At 66.5% G+C, this 22,061-nt stretch carries 26 protein-coding genes; 9 read left to right on the forward strand and 17 right to left on the reverse strand.

The features are described from left to right. Positions 1 to 81: 81 nt before the first annotated feature. A complete protein-coding gene (locus AC3WT0_RS17410; RefSeq protein WP_492754706.1) occupies positions 82 to 621 on the reverse strand; it encodes a rhodanese-like domain-containing protein in 540 nt (179 codons plus the stop codon). A gap of 4 nt (positions 622 to 625) precedes the next feature. Next, positions 626 to 925, reverse strand: coding sequence for an ArsR/SmtB family transcription factor (locus tag AC3WT0_RS17415; protein WP_492754707.1), 300 nt, complete (start codon positions 923 to 925; stop codon positions 626 to 628). Positions 926 to 990: 65 nt separating this feature from the next. Between AC3WT0_RS17415 and AC3WT0_RS17420 the strand changes: the two genes are divergently transcribed. Next, entirely contained in the window at positions 991 to 1,356 is a 366-nt protein-coding gene (locus AC3WT0_RS17420) for a carboxymuconolactone decarboxylase family protein (protein WP_492754708.1), read from the forward strand. 24 nt (positions 1,357 to 1,380) lie between these two features. On the opposite strand, the gene AC3WT0_RS17425 is transcribed toward AC3WT0_RS17420, so the two are convergent. Beyond that, positions 1,381 to 1,668, reverse strand: coding sequence for a hypothetical protein (locus AC3WT0_RS17425; protein WP_492754709.1), 288 nt, complete (start codon positions 1,666 to 1,668; stop codon positions 1,381 to 1,383). A 318-nt stretch (positions 1,669 to 1,986) separates the two neighbouring features. Between AC3WT0_RS17425 and AC3WT0_RS17430 the strand changes: the two genes are divergently transcribed. After that, positions 1,987 to 2,403, forward strand: coding sequence for a hypothetical protein (locus AC3WT0_RS17430; protein WP_492754710.1), 417 nt, complete (start codon positions 1,987 to 1,989; stop codon positions 2,401 to 2,403). A 3-nt stretch (positions 2,404 to 2,406) separates the two neighbouring features. Here AC3WT0_RS17430 and AC3WT0_RS17435 read toward each other — a convergent pair whose 3' ends face one another. Continuing rightward, the gene (locus AC3WT0_RS17435; RefSeq protein ID WP_492754711.1) at positions 2,407 to 2,937 is read right to left on the reverse strand and encodes a CHAP domain-containing protein; all 531 of its coding nucleotides are present in this window, start codon (positions 2,935 to 2,937) and stop codon (positions 2,407 to 2,409) included. Between the two features lie 201 nt (positions 2,938 to 3,138). On the opposite strand from AC3WT0_RS17435, the gene AC3WT0_RS17440 reads away from it, so the two are divergent. Beyond that, entirely contained in the window at positions 3,139 to 4,662 is a 1,524-nt protein-coding gene (locus AC3WT0_RS17440) for a class I adenylate-forming enzyme family protein (RefSeq protein ID WP_492754712.1), read from the forward strand. Positions 4,663 to 4,706: 44 nt separating this feature from the next. After that, positions 4,707 to 5,081, forward strand: a complete 375-nt coding sequence (locus tag AC3WT0_RS17445) for a hypothetical protein (protein ID WP_492754713.1) — start codon at positions 4,707 to 4,709, stop codon at positions 5,079 to 5,081. Here the strand turns inward: AC3WT0_RS17445 and AC3WT0_RS17450 are convergent, their stop codons facing one another. The 11 genes from AC3WT0_RS17450 to AC3WT0_RS17500 all read right to left on the reverse strand — a co-directional run bounded on the left by AC3WT0_RS17450 (position 5,082) and on the right by AC3WT0_RS17500 (position 17,031). Then, positions 5,082 to 6,398, reverse strand: a complete 1,317-nt coding sequence (locus AC3WT0_RS17450; protein ID WP_492754714.1) for an amidase family protein — start codon at positions 6,396 to 6,398, stop codon at positions 5,082 to 5,084. It lies immediately after the preceding gene. Next, positions 6,391 to 6,876 carry an SAM-dependent methyltransferase gene (locus tag AC3WT0_RS17455; protein WP_492754715.1) on the reverse strand — a complete coding sequence of 162 codons (486 nt, stop codon included), beginning with the start codon at positions 6,874 to 6,876 and terminating at the stop codon, positions 6,391 to 6,393. Before AC3WT0_RS17455 ends, AC3WT0_RS17450 begins: the two co-directional genes overlap by 8 nt. Continuing rightward, complete coding sequence (locus AC3WT0_RS17460; RefSeq protein ID WP_492754716.1) at positions 6,873 to 7,457, reverse strand: hypothetical protein; 585 nt, start codon at positions 7,455 to 7,457, stop codon at positions 6,873 to 6,875. Before AC3WT0_RS17460 ends, AC3WT0_RS17455 begins: the two co-directional genes overlap by 4 nt. Positions 7,458 to 7,522: 65 nt before the next feature. After that, the gene (locus tag AC3WT0_RS17465) at positions 7,523 to 9,550 is read right to left on the reverse strand and encodes a 3-hydroxyacyl-CoA dehydrogenase NAD-binding domain-containing protein (RefSeq protein ID WP_492754717.1); all 2,028 of its coding nucleotides are present in this window, start codon (positions 9,548 to 9,550) and stop codon (positions 7,523 to 7,525) included. 103 nt (positions 9,551 to 9,653) lie between these two features. Beyond that, the gene (locus tag AC3WT0_RS17470; RefSeq protein WP_492754718.1) at positions 9,654 to 10,442 is read right to left on the reverse strand and encodes an SDR family NAD(P)-dependent oxidoreductase; all 789 of its coding nucleotides are present in this window, start codon (positions 10,440 to 10,442) and stop codon (positions 9,654 to 9,656) included. Further along, positions 10,439 to 11,215, reverse strand: coding sequence for an SDR family NAD(P)-dependent oxidoreductase (locus AC3WT0_RS17475; RefSeq protein ID WP_492754719.1), 777 nt, complete (start codon positions 11,213 to 11,215; stop codon positions 10,439 to 10,441). Before AC3WT0_RS17475 ends, AC3WT0_RS17470 begins: the two co-directional genes overlap by 4 nt. Positions 11,216 to 11,238: 23 nt before the next feature. Next, positions 11,239 to 12,285 carry a phosphotransferase family protein gene (locus AC3WT0_RS17480; RefSeq protein WP_492754720.1) on the reverse strand — a complete coding sequence of 349 codons (1,047 nt, stop codon included), beginning with the start codon at positions 12,283 to 12,285 and terminating at the stop codon, positions 11,239 to 11,241. Between the two features lie 20 nt (positions 12,286 to 12,305). Then, complete coding sequence (locus AC3WT0_RS17485) at positions 12,306 to 13,394, reverse strand: Zn-dependent alcohol dehydrogenase (RefSeq protein WP_492754721.1); 1,089 nt, start codon at positions 13,392 to 13,394, stop codon at positions 12,306 to 12,308. Then, positions 13,391 to 14,668: an acyl-CoA dehydrogenase family protein gene (locus AC3WT0_RS17490; protein WP_492754722.1), complete on the reverse strand. Its 1,278-nt coding sequence runs from the start codon at positions 14,666 to 14,668 to the stop codon at positions 13,391 to 13,393. Before AC3WT0_RS17490 ends, AC3WT0_RS17485 begins: the two co-directional genes overlap by 4 nt. A gap of 33 nt (positions 14,669 to 14,701) precedes the next feature. Next, positions 14,702 to 16,189 carry an MFS transporter gene (locus AC3WT0_RS17495; RefSeq protein WP_492754723.1) on the reverse strand — a complete coding sequence of 496 codons (1,488 nt, stop codon included), beginning with the start codon at positions 16,187 to 16,189 and terminating at the stop codon, positions 14,702 to 14,704. Positions 16,190 to 16,197: 8 nt separating this feature from the next. After that, positions 16,198 to 17,031 carry an SDR family NAD(P)-dependent oxidoreductase gene (locus AC3WT0_RS17500; protein WP_492754724.1) on the reverse strand — a complete coding sequence of 278 codons (834 nt, stop codon included), beginning with the start codon at positions 17,029 to 17,031 and terminating at the stop codon, positions 16,198 to 16,200. Between the two features lie 140 nt (positions 17,032 to 17,171). Between AC3WT0_RS17500 and AC3WT0_RS17505 the strand changes: the two genes are divergently transcribed. Both AC3WT0_RS17505 and AC3WT0_RS17510 read left to right on the forward strand, forming a co-directional pair. Further along, positions 17,172 to 18,314 carry an acyl-CoA dehydrogenase family protein gene (locus AC3WT0_RS17505; protein ID WP_492754725.1) on the forward strand — a complete coding sequence of 381 codons (1,143 nt, stop codon included), beginning with the start codon at positions 17,172 to 17,174 and terminating at the stop codon, positions 18,312 to 18,314. Positions 18,315 to 18,331: 17 nt separating this feature from the next. After that, a complete protein-coding gene (locus tag AC3WT0_RS17510; protein ID WP_492754726.1) occupies positions 18,332 to 19,120 on the forward strand; it encodes an SDR family oxidoreductase in 789 nt (262 codons plus the stop codon). A 7-nt stretch (positions 19,121 to 19,127) separates the two neighbouring features. Here AC3WT0_RS17510 and AC3WT0_RS17515 read toward each other — a convergent pair whose 3' ends face one another. Then, complete coding sequence (locus AC3WT0_RS17515) at positions 19,128 to 19,514, reverse strand: PaaI family thioesterase (RefSeq protein ID WP_492754727.1); 387 nt, start codon at positions 19,512 to 19,514, stop codon at positions 19,128 to 19,130. Further along, the gene (locus AC3WT0_RS17520) at positions 19,511 to 19,954 is read right to left on the reverse strand and encodes a PaaI family thioesterase (protein ID WP_492754728.1); all 444 of its coding nucleotides are present in this window, start codon (positions 19,952 to 19,954) and stop codon (positions 19,511 to 19,513) included. Before AC3WT0_RS17520 ends, AC3WT0_RS17515 begins: the two co-directional genes overlap by 4 nt. A 127-nt stretch (positions 19,955 to 20,081) precedes the next feature. Here AC3WT0_RS17520 and AC3WT0_RS17525 point away from each other — a divergent pair, with 127 nt between their 5' ends. Genes AC3WT0_RS17525 through AC3WT0_RS17535 form a run of 3 tightly spaced genes read left to right on the forward strand, consistent with a single transcriptional unit; the run spans position 20,082 to position 22,022 of the window. Further along, positions 20,082 to 20,231: a hypothetical protein gene (locus tag AC3WT0_RS17525; protein WP_492754729.1), complete on the forward strand. Its 150-nt coding sequence runs from the start codon at positions 20,082 to 20,084 to the stop codon at positions 20,229 to 20,231. A 10-nt stretch (positions 20,232 to 20,241) separates the two neighbouring features. After that, positions 20,242 to 21,132, forward strand: a complete 891-nt coding sequence (locus AC3WT0_RS17530; RefSeq protein ID WP_492754730.1) for a hypothetical protein — start codon at positions 20,242 to 20,244, stop codon at positions 21,130 to 21,132. Beyond that, positions 21,120 to 22,022 (forward strand): transposase, encoded by a 903-nt coding sequence (locus AC3WT0_RS17535; RefSeq protein ID WP_492754731.1) that lies wholly within the window; start codon positions 21,120 to 21,122, stop codon positions 22,020 to 22,022. Before AC3WT0_RS17530 ends, AC3WT0_RS17535 begins: the two co-directional genes overlap by 13 nt. Positions 22,023 to 22,061: the final 39 nt, after the last annotated feature.

Raw genomic sequence — 22,061 nt, forward strand, 5'->3', positions numbered from 1 at the left:
GGCGCCAATCCCTCGCCAAAGGCGGCATGCGGGCCGGAGATGCAAACAAGCATCTCCGGCCCGCGCGATTCCGGGGGGGGATCAGGCGGAGAGGCCGGTCGGACGATTCCAGGGCATCCGCGCCAGCAGCATCGCCAATCCGCACCACCCGCTGATGCCGGCGAATGCCAGCATCGCGCCGAAAAATGCGGCGAAATAGAATGCGCCGGTCACGCCGGCCAGCCCCGCGAGGGTAGTGGCGAGCACAAGCAGGCCGACCGTGATTTGCACCTGGCGGAAAATGGAGACGCCGGCATTGCCGATGAGCGGCAGCTTCGCCGCGCGCCAGCCTTCGATCCCGCCGCGCAGGCTGCGCACCTCCGCTTCCGACCCTGCCGCGGCGGCGATCCGGCAAGCCTCCACGCTACGCGCGCCGCGGGCGCACTGGAAGATGAGCATGGTCTTCGCCGGCAGCCCGCCCGCAGCGATTGTAGCCCCGAGCCCCCCGAGCGGCAGCGACACCGCATAAGGTATGTGAGCGGCGCGGAACTCGTCCGCCCCGCGCACGTCGATCAGCGCCGCTTCGCCCACCATAAGCCTCGCCTGCGCTTCCTCGGCACTAATCTCGGCCAGTCCGGTCATGTCGTCACTCCTTGCAGAATTGCTCGTAGAGTACCGCCATCAGCGCGTGTGTCGCCGGGTGGCTGATCGCGTAGAAGAGAGTGCGGTGATCCCGCCGGAACCCGATGATCCCCTCGTCCTTCAGTCGCGCCAGATGCTGCGACATCGACGTAGGGGCGATGCCGGTAGCGGCAATGAGGTCGCCGACGCATTTCTCGCCTTCTGCCAATTGGCAGAGGATCAGCAGGCGTTGGGGATTGGCCAGCCCCTTCAGGAAGGCAGCGACGCCGCCCGCTTTCGCCTGCATTGCGTCGATCGGGGACATCTGGGGGCTGGATTCTAATTTCATATTATCCTAATATCATAAAACCATGAAATTAGGAAGAGCCCATGTCCAAGGATTATGCAGCCATCACGACTGATATCGCCGCCTACAGCGCGCAGCTGCGCAAGCTCGCGCCGGAGGCTATGCAGGGTTTCCATGTCATGGCCCGCGCCGCTGGCGCGGATGGCGCGATCGACGCCAAGACGAAGGAACTGATCGCGCTGGCGATCGGCGTGACCCAGCGTTGTGACGGCTGTATCGGCTTCCACGCCAAGGCGCTGGCGGGCATGGGCGCGAGCCGGCAGGAAATCGCCGAAACGATGGCTATGTGCGTCTATATGGGCGGCGGCCCTGCGCTGATGTACGCCGCCGACGCGCTCAGGGCGTTCGACCAGTTCGCCGGCATCCCTTCTCCTGTCGTGGCGGCCTGAGGCCAGGCGGCGCGGCAGGCGGGATCACCAGCCCTCAATCTCGCTCGTGCGGTCAATCAGCGCGATCAGATCGGCGTGCGCGGCATAGCGTCGCCTCAGCACCAGCTCGTCGGCTTCGATCCGGTTGCATTTCAATGAGCCCAATGCGCGGACGATCTGGCGCGCACGCTCATCGTCATAAGGCTCTTCGCCGCTCCAGTGATTGCAGTTGGCGCGACGGGCGATGAAGGCCTGCACCGGCGCCGGCGCACGGGCGACCTCGGCACGGATCGAGTCGATCGGGGCTTCCATGAGCAACAGCAGCCAGATCATCGATGTTCCTTATGCTGTCCTACCGGGTATCGCCCATGTTAAACATTGTCATCCGCGTGATCGGCGATGCGGATGCGCAAGTTGACGGGATAGGGCCCCAGCCTCTCAACTTTCTCAACTTCGTGCGACGGGAATCGCGTATTTCGGCCATTTCCTACACGAGGCAGCGTGACGCTGCATCTCTGCTGGAACCGGACCGGGGCTCTGCGGTTGAATTGCAGGTGAACGACCGGTTCCCCACATGTTCAGACGAACCCGGTCAGAAAGGCAATCAATGTCGCCGATGACGGCACAGGGACTGCTCTGTTGGAGGACGAGATGAATTCGATGTTCGGCAAGATCGCACTTTCGGTCGCCAGCGTCGGCGCGATGGTTCTGGCGACCACCCCCGCCGAGGCCCAGCGCGGGCGCGGTGGTTATTATCGCGGCGGTGGCGGCTGGCATGGCGGCGGCCATTGGGGCGGCCGCGGCTATTATCGCGGGGATCGCACCGGCCTCGCCATCGGCGCCGGCCTCCTTGGCCTCGGCGTCGGTGCGGCGATCGCCTCGAGCAATCGCGGCTATTATGGCGGTGGATATTATGGCGGCGGCTACTATGGCGGCGCGCCCTATTATGGCGGCTATTATGCGCCGGGCTACTATGCTCCCGGACCCTATTACGGCTATGCGCCGCGCTGTTGGAACGATCGCCAGTGGGACGGCTATGGCTGGCGCCGCGTCCGCGTCTGCGATTGAGGCCTAGCGCAGCGAGCGGGTCATGCCGCCGCTGCGCGAGGCGATCTGGATCGAGGGCGCTTCGGCTTCGACCGGGGCGCCCTTGGCGTAGATGAAGCCATAGACCGGATAGCTGCTGGTGCCGAGATCGCGATTGGCCGCGTACCACACCTTGACCTGGCTCCAGTCGCCCGTGGCCGAGACGTCGACCACACGAACGTCGCGCTCCACGCCGCCGCGGCGCGACCAGTTGGCGTGGGTGACGAGCACTTCGCGGTCGGAAACGACGCGGCTGACCATCGCGACATGGCCGACGCGCATGCCGTGGCTGGGCTTGATCACCATTACCGAACCGATTTCGGGGCTGTGGCCGCGCTCATAGCGTCCATCGGCCTGCGCCCACCAGGTGCCGGCATTGCCGTGCAGGTCGATGCCCGACACTTCGCGGGCGAAGGGTGCGCACTGCCAGAATTGGGCGGAGGCGGGCGTCACGGCGACGATTGCCGAGAGCGCAAGAATACACGCGCCGAAAATGGCGCTGAGGCGACCAAGCATTCAGGATTTTCCCCGGCCCGAACTGTTGAAGCCTGTCTGGCGGCATCGGGTTAACGAGAAAAGACCGCGCGCTTTCAAACCATTCATCTTTGCGGCGAGTCGAGCGGACGGGGCGATGGGGTGCGACGAAGTGCGCGCACGAGCGGCGGAAAGGTTGCGCCGCGCCTCGATTCCGCCCCGCGACTCGCCTATCGCTGGGCCATGGAGAGAGCCACAGACCTGCTGAAGCAGGAATTCGCCACGGTATCGCAACTCATCGCCGCCCACGCGGCCGAGCGGCCGGACGACATCGCGATCGTCGACGAAGATGGCGCGATCGACTGGCGGTCGATCGACAGCCTCGTCGATCGCATCGCCGCCCGGCTTCAGGCGGACGGGCTGGCGCCGGGGCAGGCGGTCGCGATCGTCGGGGTCAATTCGATTCCCTATGCCGCCGCCTATCTGGGGGCGCTGCGGGCCGGGGGCGTGGCGGCGCCGCTCACCTCGTCGGCGACGGCCGAGGCGCAGGCCGCGATGATCGCCGATTGCAGCGCGCGCCATCTGTTCGCCGATGCGACGGTCGCGCTCGAGACGCCCGCCGGTGTTGCCCGCATCGCGCTCGACGCCATGGCCGAAGGCGAGCCGCTGGCCGACTGGATCGTGCCCGAAGGCAGCCGGCCCACGCCTGTCGCCGTCGCGCCGGGCGATGCGTTCAACATCATCTATTCTTCGGGCACCACGGGCGCGCCCAAGGGCATCGTCCAGAGCCACGCGATGCGCTGGAGCCATATCCAGCGCGGCCTCCCGCTCGGCTATGCGCCCGATGCTGTGACGATCAACTCGACGCCGCTCTACTCCAACACCACGCTGGTCAGCTTCCTCCCGACCCTCGCGGCGGGTGGCAAGGTCGTGCTGATGCGCAAGTTCGACGCGCGCCGTTTCCTCGAATTCAGCCAGCGCGAGCGCGTGACGCACGCCATGCTCGTCCCCGTCCAGTATCGGCGGCTGATGGCGCAGCCCGATTTCGACAGCTTCGACCTGTCGGCCTACCGGATGAAGACCTGCACCAGCGCGCCATTCGCGGCCGAGCTGAAGGCCGATGTGGTGAAGCGCTGGCCGGGCGCGCTCATCGAGATTTACGGGATGACCGAAGGTGGCGCTGCGACATTGCTGCTTGCGCACCAATATCCCGACAAGCTCCATACGGTCGGCCAGCCTGCCCTGGGGAACGAGATCAGGCTGATCGACGAGGAAGGACGCGAAGTCGCGCAAGGCGGCGTCGGCGAGGTCGTGGGGCGAGGGCCGGCGATGATGACTGGCTATCATAATCGCGCCGAGGCCAGCGCGGCCGCGGAATGGTTCGATGCCGAGGGACGGCGCTATATCCGCCACGGCGATATCGGGCGCTTCGACGAGGACGGTTTCCTGATCCTGATGGACCGCGCGAAGGACATGATCATCTCGGGTGGGTTCAACATCTATCCGAGCGATCTGGAGGCCGTGCTCCGCGCCGAGCCGGGCGTGATCGATGCAGCGGTGGTCGGCGTGCCGCATCCCGATTGGGGCGAGACGCCTGTCGGCTTCGTGGTCGGCGACGAAGGCCTCGATCTTGCGGCGCTGCTCGCGGCGGTCAATGCGAAGCTCGGCAAGACGCAGCGTCTGTCCGCGCTCCATGCGATCGACGAGTTGCCGCGCAGCGCGATCGGCAAGGTCCTCAAGCGCGAACTGCGCGACCGGCTGGCATGATGTCGTTCATTGCGCTTTCAGGAAGAAAGGCGCAGGGTCGCCGCATGATCACGGCTCGCACCCTGCTCGTTCCCGCGATGGCCGGGCTTTTCGCCTGTTCCGCGCCCGCATGGGCGCAGGCTGTGGTGAGCGATGTGCCCGTTGCGACCGGGCAGGTCATCCGCCTGTCGCCTGAGGAGAAGGAAGCGTTGCTCGCGCAGGGCAGCGAGGAAAAGGTCGATGCCGCGCAGGCGCAGGCGCAGGCGCTGGGCGGCGACGGCCCGAGCCGCCAGATCCATGGCGAGGTCGGCTTCATGGTCGGCACGGGCGGCGCGCGCGGCTTCTACGGTGCGGCGGCGATCCCGCTCGGCGACAACGCCACAGCTTTCATCTCGTTCGAGGATACGCGCTGGGGCAATGTCCAGCGCTTCCGCCGCTGATCAGCCAGCCAGCGCGCGGCGCGCCAGTTCCGCGATCATGGTCGTCGTCCGGTCCGCCCAGCGCGGGCCGATCACCTGCATTCCGATCGGCAATCCGCCCGCATCCACTCCGATCGGCACCGCAGTCGACGGCAGCTCGGGATAGGTCGCCAGCCCCGCCCAGGCGAATTGCGCCGCGAAATCGGTCGCCTCGCCGTCGATGATCAGGCGGCGCTTGCGCAGATCGGCCTCGTCGTCATGCGGGAAGGCCGTGGTGCCGCAGACCGGCGCAAACACCGCGTCATAATCGTCGAACAAGGCGCGCCAGCCGCGTTCGGCACGCGCCTGCCGGTCGCGCTGATCGAACCAGTGGGTCAGCGTCGGCGCCTCGCGACCGGGAGCAAGGCCCCGCGTCAGCGCCATGTTGAGCATCCGCATATAATCGCGGTGCATGGCCTCCAGATCGGGCATCAGCGCGGATTGCCGATCGACGCTTGCTCCGGCCACGGCGCAGGCTTCGCCGGCCTTCTCGATCGCCGCGACGATCGCGCCGTCCACGCGCGCGACGGGGTGGCTGGCGAGCAGCAGGATGCGTGCGCCGGCCAGCGTCTCGATCCGTGCGGGCGGGGGCGTGAAATCGGCCGTCAGGAGCAGCGCAAGCGCGAGATCCTCGGCATTGCGCGCCAGCGGCCCGACGACGCCCAACGGGGCATCCGCGCCATCGGTGCCGGGGAAGAAATGGCCTTCGGACGAGACGAGGCCATAGCTCGACTTATGACCCCACACGCCGCAGAAATGGGCGGGCGTGCGGATCGATCCGCCGATATCCGATCCATATTCGAGCGGCACCATGCCCGCCGCCAGCGCCGCCGCCGCGCCGCCCGAGGATCCGCCCGAAGTGCGCGAGCCGTCGTGCGGGTTGCGGGTGCGTCCGTGGATCGGGTTCACCGCCTGAAGGTCGGTCAGTCCGACGGGCACGTTGGTCTTGCCCAGAATGACTGCGCCGGCCGCCTTCAGGCGGCGGACGACAAGCGCATCGGCTGCGGCGATATGATCGCGGTGTTGCGGGAAGCCCCAGCTCGTCGGCAATCCGGCGACGTCGAAGGATTCCTTGACCGTCATCGGCACGCCCAGCAGTGGTGCGGCCTCGCCGGCTTTCAGGCGAGCGTCGGCGGCGTCCGCCGCCGCGCGGGCGCGATCGAAATCGCGAATGACGACGGCGTTGATCGCGGGGTCTCGCTGCGCGATCCGAGCGATTGCTGCTTCGCATTCGGCGCGTGCGCTCGTCTCGCCTGTCGCGATGGCGCGCGCGGTCTCGATCGCTCCCCGTTCAGTCATCGGACGCCTTCCAGTAGCTGCGCATGATCTCGTTCGCCCAGGCGGGCTCAAGCACCAACCCGCGCGGCAGGAAACCCTGCATCACCGGTTTGATGTCGATTACCGGCGTGCCGTCTATCGCGTCGAGCCCGGCCAAGCGCAGCGTCAGACCCTCGACGCCCTGCAGCCGCGCGATCGTCGCGCCGATGCGGTTGGGCCGGTTCTTGCCGCGCTGGGCGAAGATGCCGACCCTGGGCCAGTCGGTGCGCCCGCGCGGATGCCGCGCGCCGCGCTCGACCGCATCGGGCGCGACCTTGTCGAAAAGATAGAGAATCTCGACGTGCGAGAAGTCCAACAGGCCGGCCAGCGCCGACGCGTCGTACGTCGCGCCATCGAGCTCGATCGTCGAGGCGACTGAATCCCAGTCATCGTCGACCGCCTCGCGCCGGGCCGTGCGGACCCAGCCGACGGGTTCGATGCGGAACGCGCTGCTCGTCATGGCGCCTGCCTCTCCCATGCGAGCCAAGCCGCATAGCGGTCGGCGTGGTTAGTGCCACGGCCGGGCGCATCCGGCTTGGCGAGCCAGCCTCTGGCGCCCGCTATGTGGCTGTAGATGGACGGCTCCGGCTGCTCGCGCCAACGGAGATTGAAGGCTGCGAGTTTGGGGAAGAACTCCATGCCACCATGCGGCAAATGATCGTGGACCCACCAGGCCATAGCCTGCCAGTCTCCCGTCGCTTCATAATAGGGGATAAAGCGATTGACGACGATGCAGGCTGTCGCGCCGCCGAAGCCGTTCCGATCGCGGCGATCCCAGATGTGTCCGGCGTAGTTGGATTCGTTGGACGCGCAGTTGAAGCCATGTTCGTTGCCGACAGCGTTGACCGCCACCGAGCGGTACGCGGAACGGATCGAGACGCGGCCAAAGCGCTCTTGGAGCGGCTCGAGCAGTTCCTGACAGAGACGCGAGCCCATCTCGATCGCGAGATCAGGGTCGTCGGGCATGTTGGGAACGCCGAGAAAGTTGGCGATCTCGGAGTAAAGGAAATCGCGCATGAAGAAATTGTCGGACAGCCGCACTCGCCCGAGCGTTTCGAGCGAGGCGACTGATCCGGGTTTGCGCATGACGCGATTTCGCTGCCAGCTTATCGGTTGAACTTGCCCTTGGCCTCGGCCTTTTCCTTGAGCAGCTTGGCGACGGGATAGCCGTGCTTCTCGAGGCCCGCAGCAATCTTGTCATTGCCTTCGAGGTCGGCCCAGAACATCGGGCCACCGCGATAGACCGGCCAGCCATAGCCATAGACCCAGACGACATCGATGTCCGATGCGCGCTGCGCCATCTTCTCCTCGAGGATCAGCGCGCCTTCGTTGACCATCGTGTAGAGCGTGCGCTCGATGATTTCCTCGTCGCTGATCGCGCGCTTGGTCTTGCCGGCCTTGGCGGCGAAATCGTCGATGATCTGCTGCACTTCGGCCGACGGGGTCGGGCGGCGCTTCTCGTCATAATCGTAGAAGCCCTTGCCGGTCTTCTGGCCCCAGCGGCCGACCGCGCAAAGCGCGTCGCGGACATTCTCGATCCGGGTCGGATCGCGGTGCCAGCCGATGTCGACGCCGGCGAGATCGCTCATCTGGAACGGACCCATCGGCATGCCGAAATCGACATGGACCTTGTCGATCTGCGCGGGCGTCGCGCCTTCCATCAGCAGGTTCATCGCCTCGACCTGACGCGGCTTGAGCATGCGGTTGCCGATGAAGCCGTCGCAGACGCCGGCGACGACCGCGACCTTGCCGATCGCCTTCGCCACCGCCATCGCGGTCGCCAGCACGTCGGGCGCGGTCTTGGCGCCGCGCACGACTTCCAGCAGCTTCATGACGTTGGCCGGCGAGAAGAAGTGGAGGCCGAGTACGTCCTGCGGGCGGCTGGTCGCCGTCGCGATCTCGTCGATGTTGAGATAGCTGGTGTTGGACGCGAGGATGGCGCCGGGCTTGGCGATCTTGTCGAGCTTGCCGAAAACCTCCTTCTTGACGTCCATATTCTCGTAGACCGCCTCGATGATCAGGTCGCAGTCGGCGAGATCGTCGAGCGAAAGCGTCGGGGTCAGCCGGCCCATCGCGCCTTCCACCTGCTCGGCGGTGAAGCGGCCCTTGGCGGCCGATGCCTCGTAATTCTTGCGGATCACGCCGACGCCGCGCTCCAGCGCGTCTTCCTTCATCTCGACGATGGTCACCGGGATGCCGGCGGTCAGGAAGTTCATCGAGATGCCGCCGCCCATCGTGCCGGCGCCGATCATGCCGACCTTCCTGATGTCGCGCAGCTTGATGTCGGCGGGAACGTCGTCGATCTTCGCGGCCTGACGTTCGGCGAAGAAGATGTGGCGCTGGGCGGCCGACTGGCTGCCGAACATCAGCTTCATGAACTGCTCGCGTTCGAACGCGATGCCTTCGTCGAAGGGCAGGCGGGTCGCCGCCTCGACGCAGGCGATGTTGGCGGCGGGTGCATCGAAGCCGCGGAAGCGCTTGGCATTGGCTTCGGCAAAGGCCGCAATCGCGGCGGGATCGCCCTTGACGGGCAGCGCGCGTGTCGGGCGCGGGCCCTTGGCGACGACTTCGCGCGCGAAGGCGATAGCGTCGGCGGCAAGGCTGTCCTCGCCCGCCAGCTTGTCGACCAGCCCGACCTCGAGCGCCTTCCCGGCGGAGATAGGCGTGCCGGTCGCGCACATTTCGACCGCAGCCTCCACGCCCGCGACGCGCGGCAGGCGCTGCGTGCCGCCCGCGCCTGGGAGCAGGCCGAGCTTCACTTCAGGCACGCCCAGCTTCGCCGAGGGCACAGCGACGCGATAATGGCAACCGAGCGTCACCTCGAGCCCGCCGCCGAGCGCGGTGCCGTGGATGGCGGCGACGACCGGCTTGCTGCTCGCCTCGATCATGTCGACGACGGCGGGAAGCAGCGGCTCTACGGGCGGCTTGGTGAATTCGGTGATGTCGGCGCCCGCGAAGAAGGTGCGGCCGTCGCAGCGGATGACGACCGCCTTGATGCTGTCGTCGGCGAGCGCTTCCTTGAGCCCCGCGTCCAGCCCCAGGCGCACGGCGGCGCCCAGCGCGTTGACCGGCGGGTTGTTCGAGATGATGACGAGCACGTCGTCATGGCGCTCGGTGGTGATGGGGGATGACATTATCTTTCCTTCCTTCATCCGTTCGTGTCGAGCGAAGTCGAGACACGCTTGGTTCGCGCCCCGCGTCCCTCGACCATGCTCGGGACGAACGGAGCAGAATTGATCAGGCTGCCGTCTTGCCCGTCTCCTGACGGGTAACCGGATGCGATGAGGACAGTCCGCCATCGACGGCGATTGCCTGTCCGTTGACATAGCTCGCCTCGTCGGAGGCAAGGAACAGCGCCATGTTGGCGATCTCGCTGGGCTGGCCGGCGCGGCGCAGCGGATTGAGGCGGCCGATCCTGTCTGTCACGCCCTTTTCCTCTGCATAGTCGAACGCGCGCTGGGTCATGCCGGTCTGGATCAGGCCCGGGCAGATCGCGTTGACGCGCACGCCGGTGCCCGACATCTGCTGCGCCGAGGTCTTGATGAGATTGATCACGCCCGCCTTCGATGCCGAATAGGCGGGGCAACCCGCGCCCGACCGGATACCGGCGACGCTGGCAGTGCAGATGATCGATCCCTTGCCCGCCTTCATCATCACCGGCGCGGCGTGCTTGATGACGAGGAAGGGACCGATCAGGTTGACGCGCAGGATCGTCTCCCATTCCTGGACCGTATGATCGAGGATACCGGTGAGCCCGCCCGAGATGCCGGCATTGGCATAGGCGATGTCGAGCCCGCCGAAGCGATCGACGGCGGTTGCGACGAGTTTCTCGACATCGGCTTCGTTGCCGGCATCCATCTGCATCGCGATCGCAGCATCGCCGATCGAGGTCGCGGTTTCGAACACGCCTTCGCTCATGTCGCCGATCACGAGGCGCGCGCCTTCCATCGCGAAGCGCTGCGCGGTGGCGCGACCGATGCCCGATCCGGCGCCGGTGACGATCGCGATCTTGCCTTCGAGCCTCATGAATATCCTCCCGTGCTGGTCGCCCCGCCGTCAATCACCATCGTCTGCCCGGTCATGAAACTGCCGGCAGGCGAGGCGAGGAAGACGGCGGCGCCCGCAATCTCGTGCGGTTCGCCGATGCGCTTCAGCGGCGCATTGTGCGTGGAGCGCTTGAGCGTCTCCGGATCCTCCCAGAGCGCCTTGGCGAAATCGGTGCGGATCAGCCCCGGCGCGATGCAGTTGACGCGCACGCCATCCGGCCCGAACTCGTCGGCCAGGTTGCGCGCGAGCTGCATGTCGGCGGCCTTGGAGATGCAATAGGCGCCGAGCACCGTCGATCCCTTGATCCCGCCGATCGATGAGATGATCACGATCGCACCGTCGCGCCGCGCGCGCATCTCCGGCGCGACCATCGAGATCAGCCAGTGGTTGGCGACGATATTGTTGTCGAGGATCTTGCGGAACTGCTCGTCAGCGATGCCGGCCATCGGCCCGTAATAGGGATTGGACGCGGCGTTGCAGACGAGGATGTCGATCCGGCCGAAGGCGCGGCGCGCCTCATCGACCAGATGCTGCAGCCCGGCCTTGTCCGAAATGTTGGCGGCGACCGCGATCGCGGCGCCCGGATGCGCGGCGTTGATTTCCGCTGCGACGGCATCGCAGGCATCCTGCTTGCGGCTGGAAATCACGACCTTAGCGCCATGATCCGCCATCGCTTCGGCGATCGCCTTGCCGATGCCGCGCGACGATCCGGTTATGACGGCGACCTTGCCGGTGAGATCGAACAATTGCATGGGCGGGCCTCTCCTTCGTCCCTTTATTTTGCGCCGGCGAGCTGGGCGAAATGCCACGCGGCCTTCGCCAGGCCCGGCACGCGCGCTGCCGTCGCTTCGGCCTGCGCCGAGCTGGCGGTCCCGTCGACGATGCGTTTCTTGATACCCTGGACGATGCCGGTCAGCCGGAAGAGATTATAGCTGAAATACCAGTTGAGGTCGGGCACGCCCTCACGACCCGTGGCCGCGCAATAACGCTCGACCGCCTGCTCGATCGTCGGGATGCCCAGCGCTGCGAGGTCGAGGCCGTGAATGCCTGAGCGCCCCTCCGGCTCGGTCACCCAGTTCATCAGGAAATAGGAGAAATCGGCGAGCGGATCGCCGAGCGTCGACAATTCCCAATCGAGCACGGCGACGACGCGCGGCTCGTCGGCGGCCATGATCATGTTGTCGATGCGAAAATCGCCGTGGACGATCGAGACGCGCTCCTGCGCCGGCACCGTGGTCGGCAGCCAGTCGATCAGCTTGTCGACCTCCGGGATCGTCTCGGTTTCCGAGGCGCGATATTGCTTGGTCCAGCGCGCGACCTGGCGTTCGAAATAATTGCCCGGCTTGCCATAATCGCCGAGGCCGATGGCCTCATGATCGATATTGTGGAGCCGCGCGAGCGTGTCGATCATCGCGTGGTAGATGCCCGTGCGCTCCCCCGGCGTGCAGCCGGGCAGCGCCCCGTCCCACAGGTTGCGGCCTTCGGCGAGCCCCATGACGTAGAACATCGATCCGATGACGTTGCGATCGGTGCACAGGCCATAGGGCGTCGCAACCGGGAAGCCGGTGGGATGAAGCGCCGCGATCACCCGGAACTCGCGGTCCACCGCATGCGCGGAGGGCAGGAGCGGGCCGAAGGGCTGGCGGCGCAGCACGTAGGATCGGTTGGGCGTATCGACCCGATAGGTCGGGTTGGACTGGCCGCCCTTGAACTTGCTGAGGCTGATCGGCCCCACAAACCCCTCGACGTTGGCGGCCATCCATGTGGACAGCCGCGCTTCGTCGAGCCGGTCCTTCTCTGGCACCGCGATGGTGCCCGTCATCGTCTCCTGCGCCGATCCGCTCATCCGAAAGTCACCACGCTGCGCGTCGCGTCGCCTTTGCGAAGCTGGTCGAAGGCGTGGTTGATCTGATCGAGCGGAATGCGTTCGGCAATGATGCTGTCGAGGTCGAGCAGCCCGCGCATGTAGAAGTCGACGAGGCGGGGGATATCGACCGGGAAGCGATTGCCGCCCATCAGCGCGCCCTGCAGCTTCTTCGACGAGAGCAGATCCAGCGCCGAGAGGCCGACCTTGTGCGTCAGCGGCATCATGCCGAGGATCGTTGCAGTACCGCCGCGACGGAGGACGCCGACCGCCAGATCGCCCGACGCCGGACGCCCGACCGCCTCGATCGCGTGATGCACGCCGCCCTTGGTCAGCTCGACGACTTCGGCGACGGCGGTGGGCGAGGTGGCGTCGACCGCGTCGGTCGCGCCCAGCTTCTTCGCCAGCTCACGCTTCTCGGGCACCGGATCGAGCGCGATGATGCGCCCGGCGCCCGCAATCTTCGCGGCATTGATCGCGGCGAGCCCGATCCCGCCGCAGCCGACGACCGCCACCGTCTCGCCCGGCGACACGTCTGCGGCATGGAACACCGCGCCGGCACCCGTCGTCACCGCGCAGCCGATCACGCAGGCGCGGTCGAGCGGCATTTCGGGGTTGATGGCGACGCAGGCATTTTCGTGCACCAGCATTTGTTCGGCATAGGCCGACAGGTTGAGCATCTGATTGACGACGCTGCCGTCCGCGCTGAGCGTGAGGCGCGGGGGCTGCCCCGAACCGCGCCGGGTGTCGCCGCCCAGGCAGAGCGAGAGATTGCCGGTCACGCAGAACTCGCAGTGGCCGCAATAGGCGCTGAGGCAAGTGACGACGGCGTCGCCGGGCTTGACCGTGTGGACTTCCGATCCGACCGCTTCCACGATGCCGGCGGCTTCATGCCCCGGAATGGCGGGCAGGGCATGGGGATAGGCGCCATCGACGAAATGCAGGTCCGACCGGCAGACGCCGACCGCCGCCGTGCGGATCAGCACTTCGCGTGGGCCGGGCGCCGCGATCGTGACGTCCTCGATCGTCAGCGGCTGGCCGGGCGTGCGGAGGATTGCAGCCTTCATTTGACGACTCCTGCCTTGGCGGCGGCGATCGCTTCGCGCCCGCCATGCTTGCCGAATTCGAGCCGCGCGATGGCGCGGTTATGGACTTCATCGGGGCCATCGGCGAGGCGCAGCGTGCGGATGCCGGCATAGGAGCGCGCCAGCCCGAAATCCTCGCTGACGCCGGCGCCGCCATGCGCCTGGATCGCGTCGTCGATGACGCGCAGTGCCATGCGCGGCGCGGCGACCTTGATCATCGCGATCTCGGCCTGAGCGGCCTTGTTGCCCGCCTTGTCCATCATGTCGGCGGCCTTGAGGCAGAGGAGGCGGCACATCTCGATGTCGATACGCGCCTCTGCGATGCGCTGTTCCCAGATGCTGTGCTCGGCGACGGCCTTGCGGAAGGCGACGCGCGAGAGGAGGCGCCTGGCCATCTTGCCGATCGCTTCCTCGGCGGCGCCGATCGTGCGCATGCAATGATGGATGCGGCCCGGCCCAAGGCGACCCTGCGCGATCTCGAATCCGCGGCCTTCGCCCAGCAGCATGTTGTCGACCGGGATGCGGACATCCTTCAGCTCGATTTCCATATGACCGTGCGGCGCATCGTCATAGCCGAAGACGGGCAGGTGGCGCAGGATGGTGACGCCCGGCGCGTCGAGGGGCATCAGCACCATCGACTGCTGGGCGTGGCGCTGCGCCTCGAAGTTGGTCTTGCCCATGACGACCGCGATCTTGCAGCGTGGATCGCCCGCACCCGACGACCACCATTTGCGGCCGTTGAGCACATAATGGTCGCCGTCGCGATCGATGCGCGTCTCGATGTTGGTCGCGTCGGACGAGGCGACCTGCGGCTCGGTCATCAGGAACGCCGAACGGATCTCGCCGTCCATCAGCGGCTTCAGCCACTCGTCCTTCTGCGCGCGCGTGCCGTAGCGCAGCAGCACTTCCATGTTGCCGGTGTCGGGCGCCGAGCAGTTGAACACTTCGGACGCCCAGCCGATGCGACCCATTTCCTCGGCGCACAGCGCATATTCGAGGTTGGAGAGGCCGGGGCCGTCAAATTCGAACGTGTCGTCGACCGGAGCGTGCCCCGAGCCCGGCGGCATGAACAGGTTCCAGATGCCGGCGGCCCTGGCGCGGACCTTTTCCTCTTCGATGACGGGAAGCACTTTCCAGCGGCCACCCTCGGCCTGCTGGTCATGATAATCCTTGTCGCGGGGGCGGACATGCTTCTCGATGAAGTCGCGGACGCGATCGCGCCAATGCGTTTCACGGTCGGTGAGGGTAAAGTCCACGACACTCTCCTGCTTTGGTTTGCGGGCCTTTTGTCAGCCCAAATCCGAGTCGGCCAGTCCCGAAATCTGCGGATTGCCGCCTTTTTCGGGGACGTCGCCACTTGCCGCTACGGCAAGCGTGGCAAGTCGCGCTTCATGCTCTGCGCGACCGAAGGGGAAGCGCATGAAGATCAGTGCCGAAACACAGCCGATGACGATCGTTGCGCCGGCAAAGCCGATCATGGCGCGATCGAGAACATCCTCCGCCACCTGCCCCGGCACGGCCTTGGCCGGCAGGCCGGCAAAGGCGATGATCAGACTCGCGCCGAAGATGCCAAAGCCCGAGGTGCATTTCTGCATGAACAAATAGCCGGCATAGAACAGGCCTTCGTCGCGCCGCCCGGTCCGTTCCTCCGATGCTTCGACGACGTCGGCCATCATCGATCCACCGAGCATCATGATGCAGACGCCGAACCCGGTCGCCAGCCCGAGGCAGACGAAGAAGATGGGCAGCATCGCGGCGTCGCCGGGCCTCGGGAAGACCCCGGCGAGCCGCGCCCAATAGGGGATCGTCGCGAAGATCGACGACAGCACCGACAGCAGCGCCGCTGCGCCTTTCTTGCCCAGCGCGCGGGCGATGGGCGTGACCATGAAGAAGGCGGCGAACACGCCTGCGAACAGCACGATGGCGTAGGTGAGGAAGTCGGACGGGCTGAAGAGCCAGACGAAGCCGAGCAGATAGTTGCTCATCGCAAAGCTGATGCCCTGGTTCACATAGGCGAAGATGCCGGCGGCCATCAGGACCAGGAAGGCGCGGTTGCTGAGCGCATGCGCGATGCCGCGGAACGTCTCGCCCAGCGTCGCCTCGTGTATTCGCGTCTGCGGCGTGCGTGCCATGCGGCGATGCGTGCCGAGCGCGGAGCCCACGACGCTGACGAACATGATCGCCGCGCCGAGCAGCGCGAAGTGACGATAGCCGGCGGGCGCCAGCGGCCCGGTCGGCGCGCCGTGGGGCGGGGCGAGCAGCCAGCCATAAGCGAGCATCAGCATGGCGAGCCCGCCCGCCCAGCCAAGCAGATAGCGATAGCGAATGACGGCGGTGCGCTCGTGGTAATCGCGCGTCAGTTCGGGCACCATCGCGACCGATGGCACCTCGTTGGTCGAAATCGCGGTGCGGACGAGGATCGCGATCAGGAAGAGATAAAGCACCGTGGGAATGGTGTCGGGCGATGGCGGGTTCCACAGCAGCACCCAACTGAGCGCGATCGGGATCGCCGATGCGTAGAGCCACGGGTGTCGGCGGCCCCAGCGGCTGTGCGTCCGGTCGCTGAGCACGCCGATCGCCGGATCGACGAAGGCGTCGACGAACAGCGCCGCCATGATCGCAAGGCCCACCGTATCGGCAGGCAGGCCGACGACCTGATTGTAGAACAGCAGCAGGAAGACCTGAAAGCCGTTGTCCTTGATGCCATAGGCGATCGCGCCGAAGCCGTAGGCGAGCTTGGTCGGAAGCGGGACGCGCTGGCCGGCCCCGCTGTCCAACGCCGGGCTCACTGGCCGGACATCGCGGTCAGCGCATCGAAAAGACCCGGTTGCTGCGGGTCCCAGCTGTGGCGCGGCCCAACGCCCATGCCGCCGTCGACGAGCAGGTGCGTACCGGTCATGAAACCCGCGTCCTCGCTGGCGAGGAAAGTGACGGCGGCGGCGATATCCTCGGGCCGGCCGGGGCGTGCGATCGGCTGCGCCTGCCCGGCCATGCCTTCGATCATCGCGTTGGCCTGTGTGCGTTGTGCACCGTCGAGACCGAGCGCGGAAGTGAAGATGTTGGTCGTGATGAAGCCCGGACAGACGGCGTTCACGCGGATCTTGTAGCGGGCGAGATCGGCGGCAGCCATTTTGGTGAGGTGCAGCACGCCCGCCTTGGCGACTGAATAGGGGGTCGGCGCGGCGCCTGCGGCAAGCGCCGCGATCGAGGCGGTGTTGACGATCGCGCCGCCGCCACGTGCCGCCATCAGCGGCGTGGCGTGGCGGATGCCGAGCGCGACCGAGCGGAGCAGCAGCGCCATCGTCGCGTCCCAGCCGGCGAGGTCGATCTCGTCGATGCGCGCGCGCTGCCCGCCGGCGCCGGCATTGTTGAAAAGGATATCGAGCCCGCCCAGATCGGCGGCGGCCTTCAGCAGCGCGACGATGTCCGTTTCGCTGGTGACGTCGGTGCGCCGGAAGCTGATCTTGCCGCCCGACGATTCCGCGAGCGCCGCACCGCCGGCCTCGTCCAGGTCGCCCACGACCACCGCCGCGCCTTCCGCAGCGAACCGGAGCGCAGTCGCCTTGCCGATACCGGAAGCGCCGCCGGTGACGACCGCCACCTTGCCGTTGAAACGCATAGCTATCCTCTCATTTTTCCGGTCAGAATATGGGTCGGGCGGTGGGCGTCAACCGCCTCGCGGCGGACGCTACGGAAAGCGCGTTAGTTGACGAACACGTCAAGGCGGGACGATGAAGCGCCCCGGAAAGGATGCTTGCGATGGCGATGGACGAGGAGACGTTCGCGGCGCTGATCGAGTCGGTCAGGCGCTATGTGGCCGAGCGGCTGCGCCCGCTGGAGGCCGAGGTCGAGGCCGAAGACGCGATTCCCGAGGCGGTGCTGGCCGAGATGCGCGACATGGGGTTGTTCGGCCTGTCGATCGCCGAAGACTATGGCGGGCTCGGCCTGACGATGAGCGAGGAAGTGCGCGTCGCGATCGAGCTGGGGCGGACGACACCGGCCTTCCGATCGTCCTTCGGCACCAATGTCGGGATCGGCAGCCAGGGGCTGGTGATGGCGGGCAATGACGCGCAGAAGGCCGAATGGCTGCCGCGCATCGCCAGCGGCGAGGTGGTGACGAGTTTCGCGCTGACCGAACCCGAAGTCGGATCTGACAGCGTTTCGGTGCGGACGCGCGCGGTGCGCGATGGCGACGTCTATCGCCTGACCGGCACCAAGCGCTTCATCACCAATGCCGACAAGGCCGATCTGTTCACCGTGATGGCGCGGACCGGCGGCGAAGGCGCGTCGGGGGTCAGCGCCTTCCTCGTCCCGCGCGATCTGCCGGGGCTGAGCGTCGGCGAGCCCGAGAAGAAGATGGGACAGAAAGGCGCCAAGGTCGCCGACGTGATCTTCGACGATGTCGCCGTCCCCGTCGCCAACCGGCTGGGCGAGGAAGGCGAAGGCTTCAGGATCGCGATGCGCGTACTCGATCGCGGGCGGCTGCATATCTCGGGCGTGTGCGTGGGCGTCGCCGAGCGGCTCATTGCCGACAGCGTCGCTTATGCCAGCGAGCGCAGGCAGTTCGGAAAGCCGATCGCCGAGCATCAGCTTATCCAGGCGATGATCGCCGATTCGAAGACCGAGGCGATGGCGGCAAAGGCGCTGGTGCTCGAAACCGCCGCCAAGAAGGACGCGGGCGACAACGTCACGCTCGAGGCCGCAGCCGCCAAATATTTCGCGTCCGAGATGGTCGGGCGCGTCGCCGACCGTGCCGTGCAGATCTTCGGTGGCGCGGGTTATATCGCCGATCACGGCATCGAACGGCTCTACCGCGACGTGCGGTTGTTCCGAATCTACGAAGGCACCAGCCAGATCCAGCAGATCGTCATCGCGCGCGAGACGATCCGTCGCGGCGGCTGAAACAAGGGAGAGACAAGATGGATATCGCCAAGCTTTTCAGCCTCGAAGGGCGCGTCGCGCTCGTCACCGGGGGATCGCGCAACATCGGCAAGTGGATCGCCGAAGGCTTCATCGCGCAGGGCGCCAAGGTCTATATCTCGTCGCGCAAGGCCGAGGCCTGCTTCGAGACGGCCGAGGAACTGGGGCCGAACTGCATCGCGCTGCCGCAGGACGTGTCGACCGTCGCAGGCTGCCGCGCGCTGGCCGAACAATATGGCGAGCATGAGTCGAAGCTCGACATCCTCGTCAACAATGCCGGTGCGGCCTGGGGCGAACCGTTCGACCAGTTTCCCGAAAAGGGCTGGGACAAGGTGATGGACCTCAACCTCAAATCGCCCTTCTTCCTCACCCAGGCGCTGCATGAAAAGCTGAAGGCCGGCGCGGCGAGTGGCCAGCTCGCCAAAGTGATCAACATCACCTCGATCGACGGCCAGCGCCTGAATCCGTGGGAGACGTATAGCTATCATGCCTCCAAGTCGGGCCTGATCTACCTCACCAAGCGCATGGCGGCGCGGTTGATCGAGGACGGCATCGTCGTCACCTCGATCGCGCCCGGCGCCTTCGCTTCGGACATGAACAAGGCCGCGCGCGATCACGGGAGCGAAGTCGCGAAATCCATTCCCGCGAAGCGGATCGGTACGCCCGAGGACATGGCGGCAACGGCAGTCTATCTCGCCAGCCGGGCGGGCGATTATGTGGTCGGCGACACGATCACCGTCGATGGCGGGCTGGTAAACGCGAAACTGGGCGTCAGCATCGACGGGTAAGCGTTGCTCAATCCCGGGCGAGGAGGACGTTCATCCAGGCCGAGGCGATCGGCCGGCTACGATCCTCCTGCCAGGCGAAGGCCTCGAGATTCGCCACGCGATTGCCGAGGCGGGTGACGATGCCGACAGCCTGCGTCGGCTGCTCGCGGCCGCCGCGCATGAACTGGACGGTGACGTTGACCGGCTTGACGCGTGGCTGCTCGCCATCGCCGAAGCGTGCGCGCAGGGCCGCGATCGCTGCCATCTCGAGCAATCCGCCGAGCGCGCCGCCGTGCACGAAGCCGGGCCGCCCGGTCACGTCCGCGCTGAAAGGCATGACGAGCACAGGCGCACCGTCCATCTCGCCGTCGACGCTGAGGCTCAGGCTGAGCGCATAAGGGGGCAGCGGTTTCATTTGATTCCGTCCGTGAACATGAAGGTGCCGGCGACATGCGCGACCGGATCGGCGGGATCGCCGTCATGCGCCTGCCCACGGACGAAGGCGACCGACCGGGTCAGCCGATAGCATTCGCCGCGCCCGATGACGCTGCGGCCCGGCGTTGCGGGGCGGAGATAATCGACGCGCAGATCGAGCGTCGCCTGCGTGCGGAAACGCCGGCACTTGACCCAGATCGCCATGCTTGTCGCCATGTCCATCATCGCGAGGATCGGGCCGGAGGCGAGGACGCCGCTTTCGGGATCGCCGACCAGGCGCTCGTCATAGCCGATCGACAGCTCGGCCCAGTCGTCGCCATGCGCGACATAGCCGAGGCCGATCAGCCCGCCATGATGGCGATTGGACACGCCTTCCACGAAGCGCCGGGGATCGAACTCCGGCCAGATCTGCTCGCTCATCATGCGCCGTCTAGCCGCAGCATGCCGCCCGGCGCAATCGTGGCGTTACACCGATGTAACTACGGGACGGTGCAGCACCCCGCCTAGCTTCGGATGGCCGCCAGTTCCGGCGGCGAGGGAGGTGGGCATGCAGGACGTCATGATCGACATCGATGAAATCGAAGATCTGGAGTCGCCCGTGGCAATTCACGGCGCGGGGGGAGAGCCGGGTGGGGACATGGTGGCGGACATCGCCATCATCATCGCCATTGCGGTCGGCGGTCATCCGGTTCCCTGAAGGCGGCGGCATGCGGATCGGGGAAGAACTTGCCGGCTGGCTGGGCGACGAGACTGGGATCGAGCGGGCTCTTGCGGCGCGCGCAGCCTTTGCGCGGGGGTGGGCGGATCGCCTGCCCGACCCGGATGGCGAGGCTAGTGTCGATGCCCTGGTTCGGGACGACAAGTGCGTTCGCGACGCGCTGGACTGGGCCATGTCGCGGCTCGGCGCGGAGCCTTTCCTCGATCCGCCCATGCGTGCGTTGATCGGCGAGGATCAGCATGGCCTGCTGTTGCTCGACGCGCCGGAGGCGAGCCTGTTCGCCACCGTTCGTTTCCACGATCCGCGCGCAGCGCCGGGGCGCGTCATCACCTTTGGCGGTGCGCGCACGATCATTCGCTTCGTGCGCGGTGGCGGGGCGATATTGCGCCATTGGCAGCGCAAGGACGGGTTGTGCGTCGCGGGGCCGACCCGTCCGGTCGAAGATGGGCTGATCGTCGATTTCGATGGTGCGTACGAAGCATGGACGATCGAGCGTGCCGAACGCGACATGGTGACGCTGCGCGCGGTGAGGAAGGCGGGGCGCTTGCCGCTCATCCGCGATCATGATCGCGAAACGGGACACCCAATCAAAGCTGCGGCGGCGGATGTCGGCCAGTCACGCGCGCAGATGATGCTGAGCCTGCTGCGATTGATGGAGCGGCGCGATGCAGGGGCGTTGTTCGCCCAATTCGCACAAAGCGACGATATCTATCTTGCCTGGCAGGCCATGCGCGAATGGATCGCGCTTGATCCGCGCGCGGCCTTGCACACCCTGCGGCGGTCGGTGCGCCACGGCGCCGGAGAGGTGGCGCAACGCACGCTGGCAATGGTCGAAGCGCGGCTGGCATCGGCCGGGGAGGGCGCGCCGTGCCGCGCCTGATCGATGCGGGGAGCGTCTCCCCGATTGCGCTCGCGGAACTGATCGAGCAACTCGAATCCCCGGCCTTCGATCCGGACGACGAGGAGAGTTTTGCGGCCGCCGGGCCATGGCTCGCGCGGCTCGGTGCCAATCGCGACTTCCTCGCCGATCTCGCCATCGCCGAGTTGAAGAACCGCTTCCGGTTCCAATCGGAGCGCAACGCCTACAGCGCGCAGGTGATGATGATCCACGCGCCCGGCAGCAAATATTTCATCCGCGCCAATTTCTGGCCTGCCGCGACCGACGCCGTGGTGCGCGCGAGCGGCGCCGCGCCCTTCTTCTACGGCGTGGCGCACGATCATAATTTCTCCTTCCTGACGGTCGGCTACAAGGGGCCGGGCTATTGGTCCGACTATTATGAGCATGACTATGAGGCGACGGCGGGCGTGCCCGGCGAGTCTGTCGCGCTGCGCTTCGTCGAACGATCGCGCCTCGCCGAAGGCAAGCTGATGCTTTATCGCGCGCATCGCGACGTGCACCGCCAATTGCCGGCCGACAGCCTGTCCGTCTCGCTCAACATCATGGCGGCGTCGCCGCGCACGATCTGGCTCGATCAATATCGCTTCGACGTCGATCGCGGACGGATCGACGGCATCCTCTCGCACAGCCCATCAGAAGCGCTGCTGACGCTGGCTGCGCATTTCGGAGGACCGGATGCAGCCGATGTCGCAAACCATTTCGCGCATAGCCATCCAAGTGGGCGGATGCGCGTGGCCGCACTGCGCGCCATGGCCTCGGCGGCGGACACCGATGATGCGAAGCGATCCATTCTGCTCGATGGCGTGCGGCAGGCCGATGCCTTCGTCTCGGGTCATAGTCGTCGGCTGCTCGACCGCTTCGATCCGGATTGAGGGGTAATTGCATCGGATATGGATGAGATGCCCGGGCGG

This window comes from Sphingomonas sp. EU05-FHT14C10 (assembly GCF_058790595.1).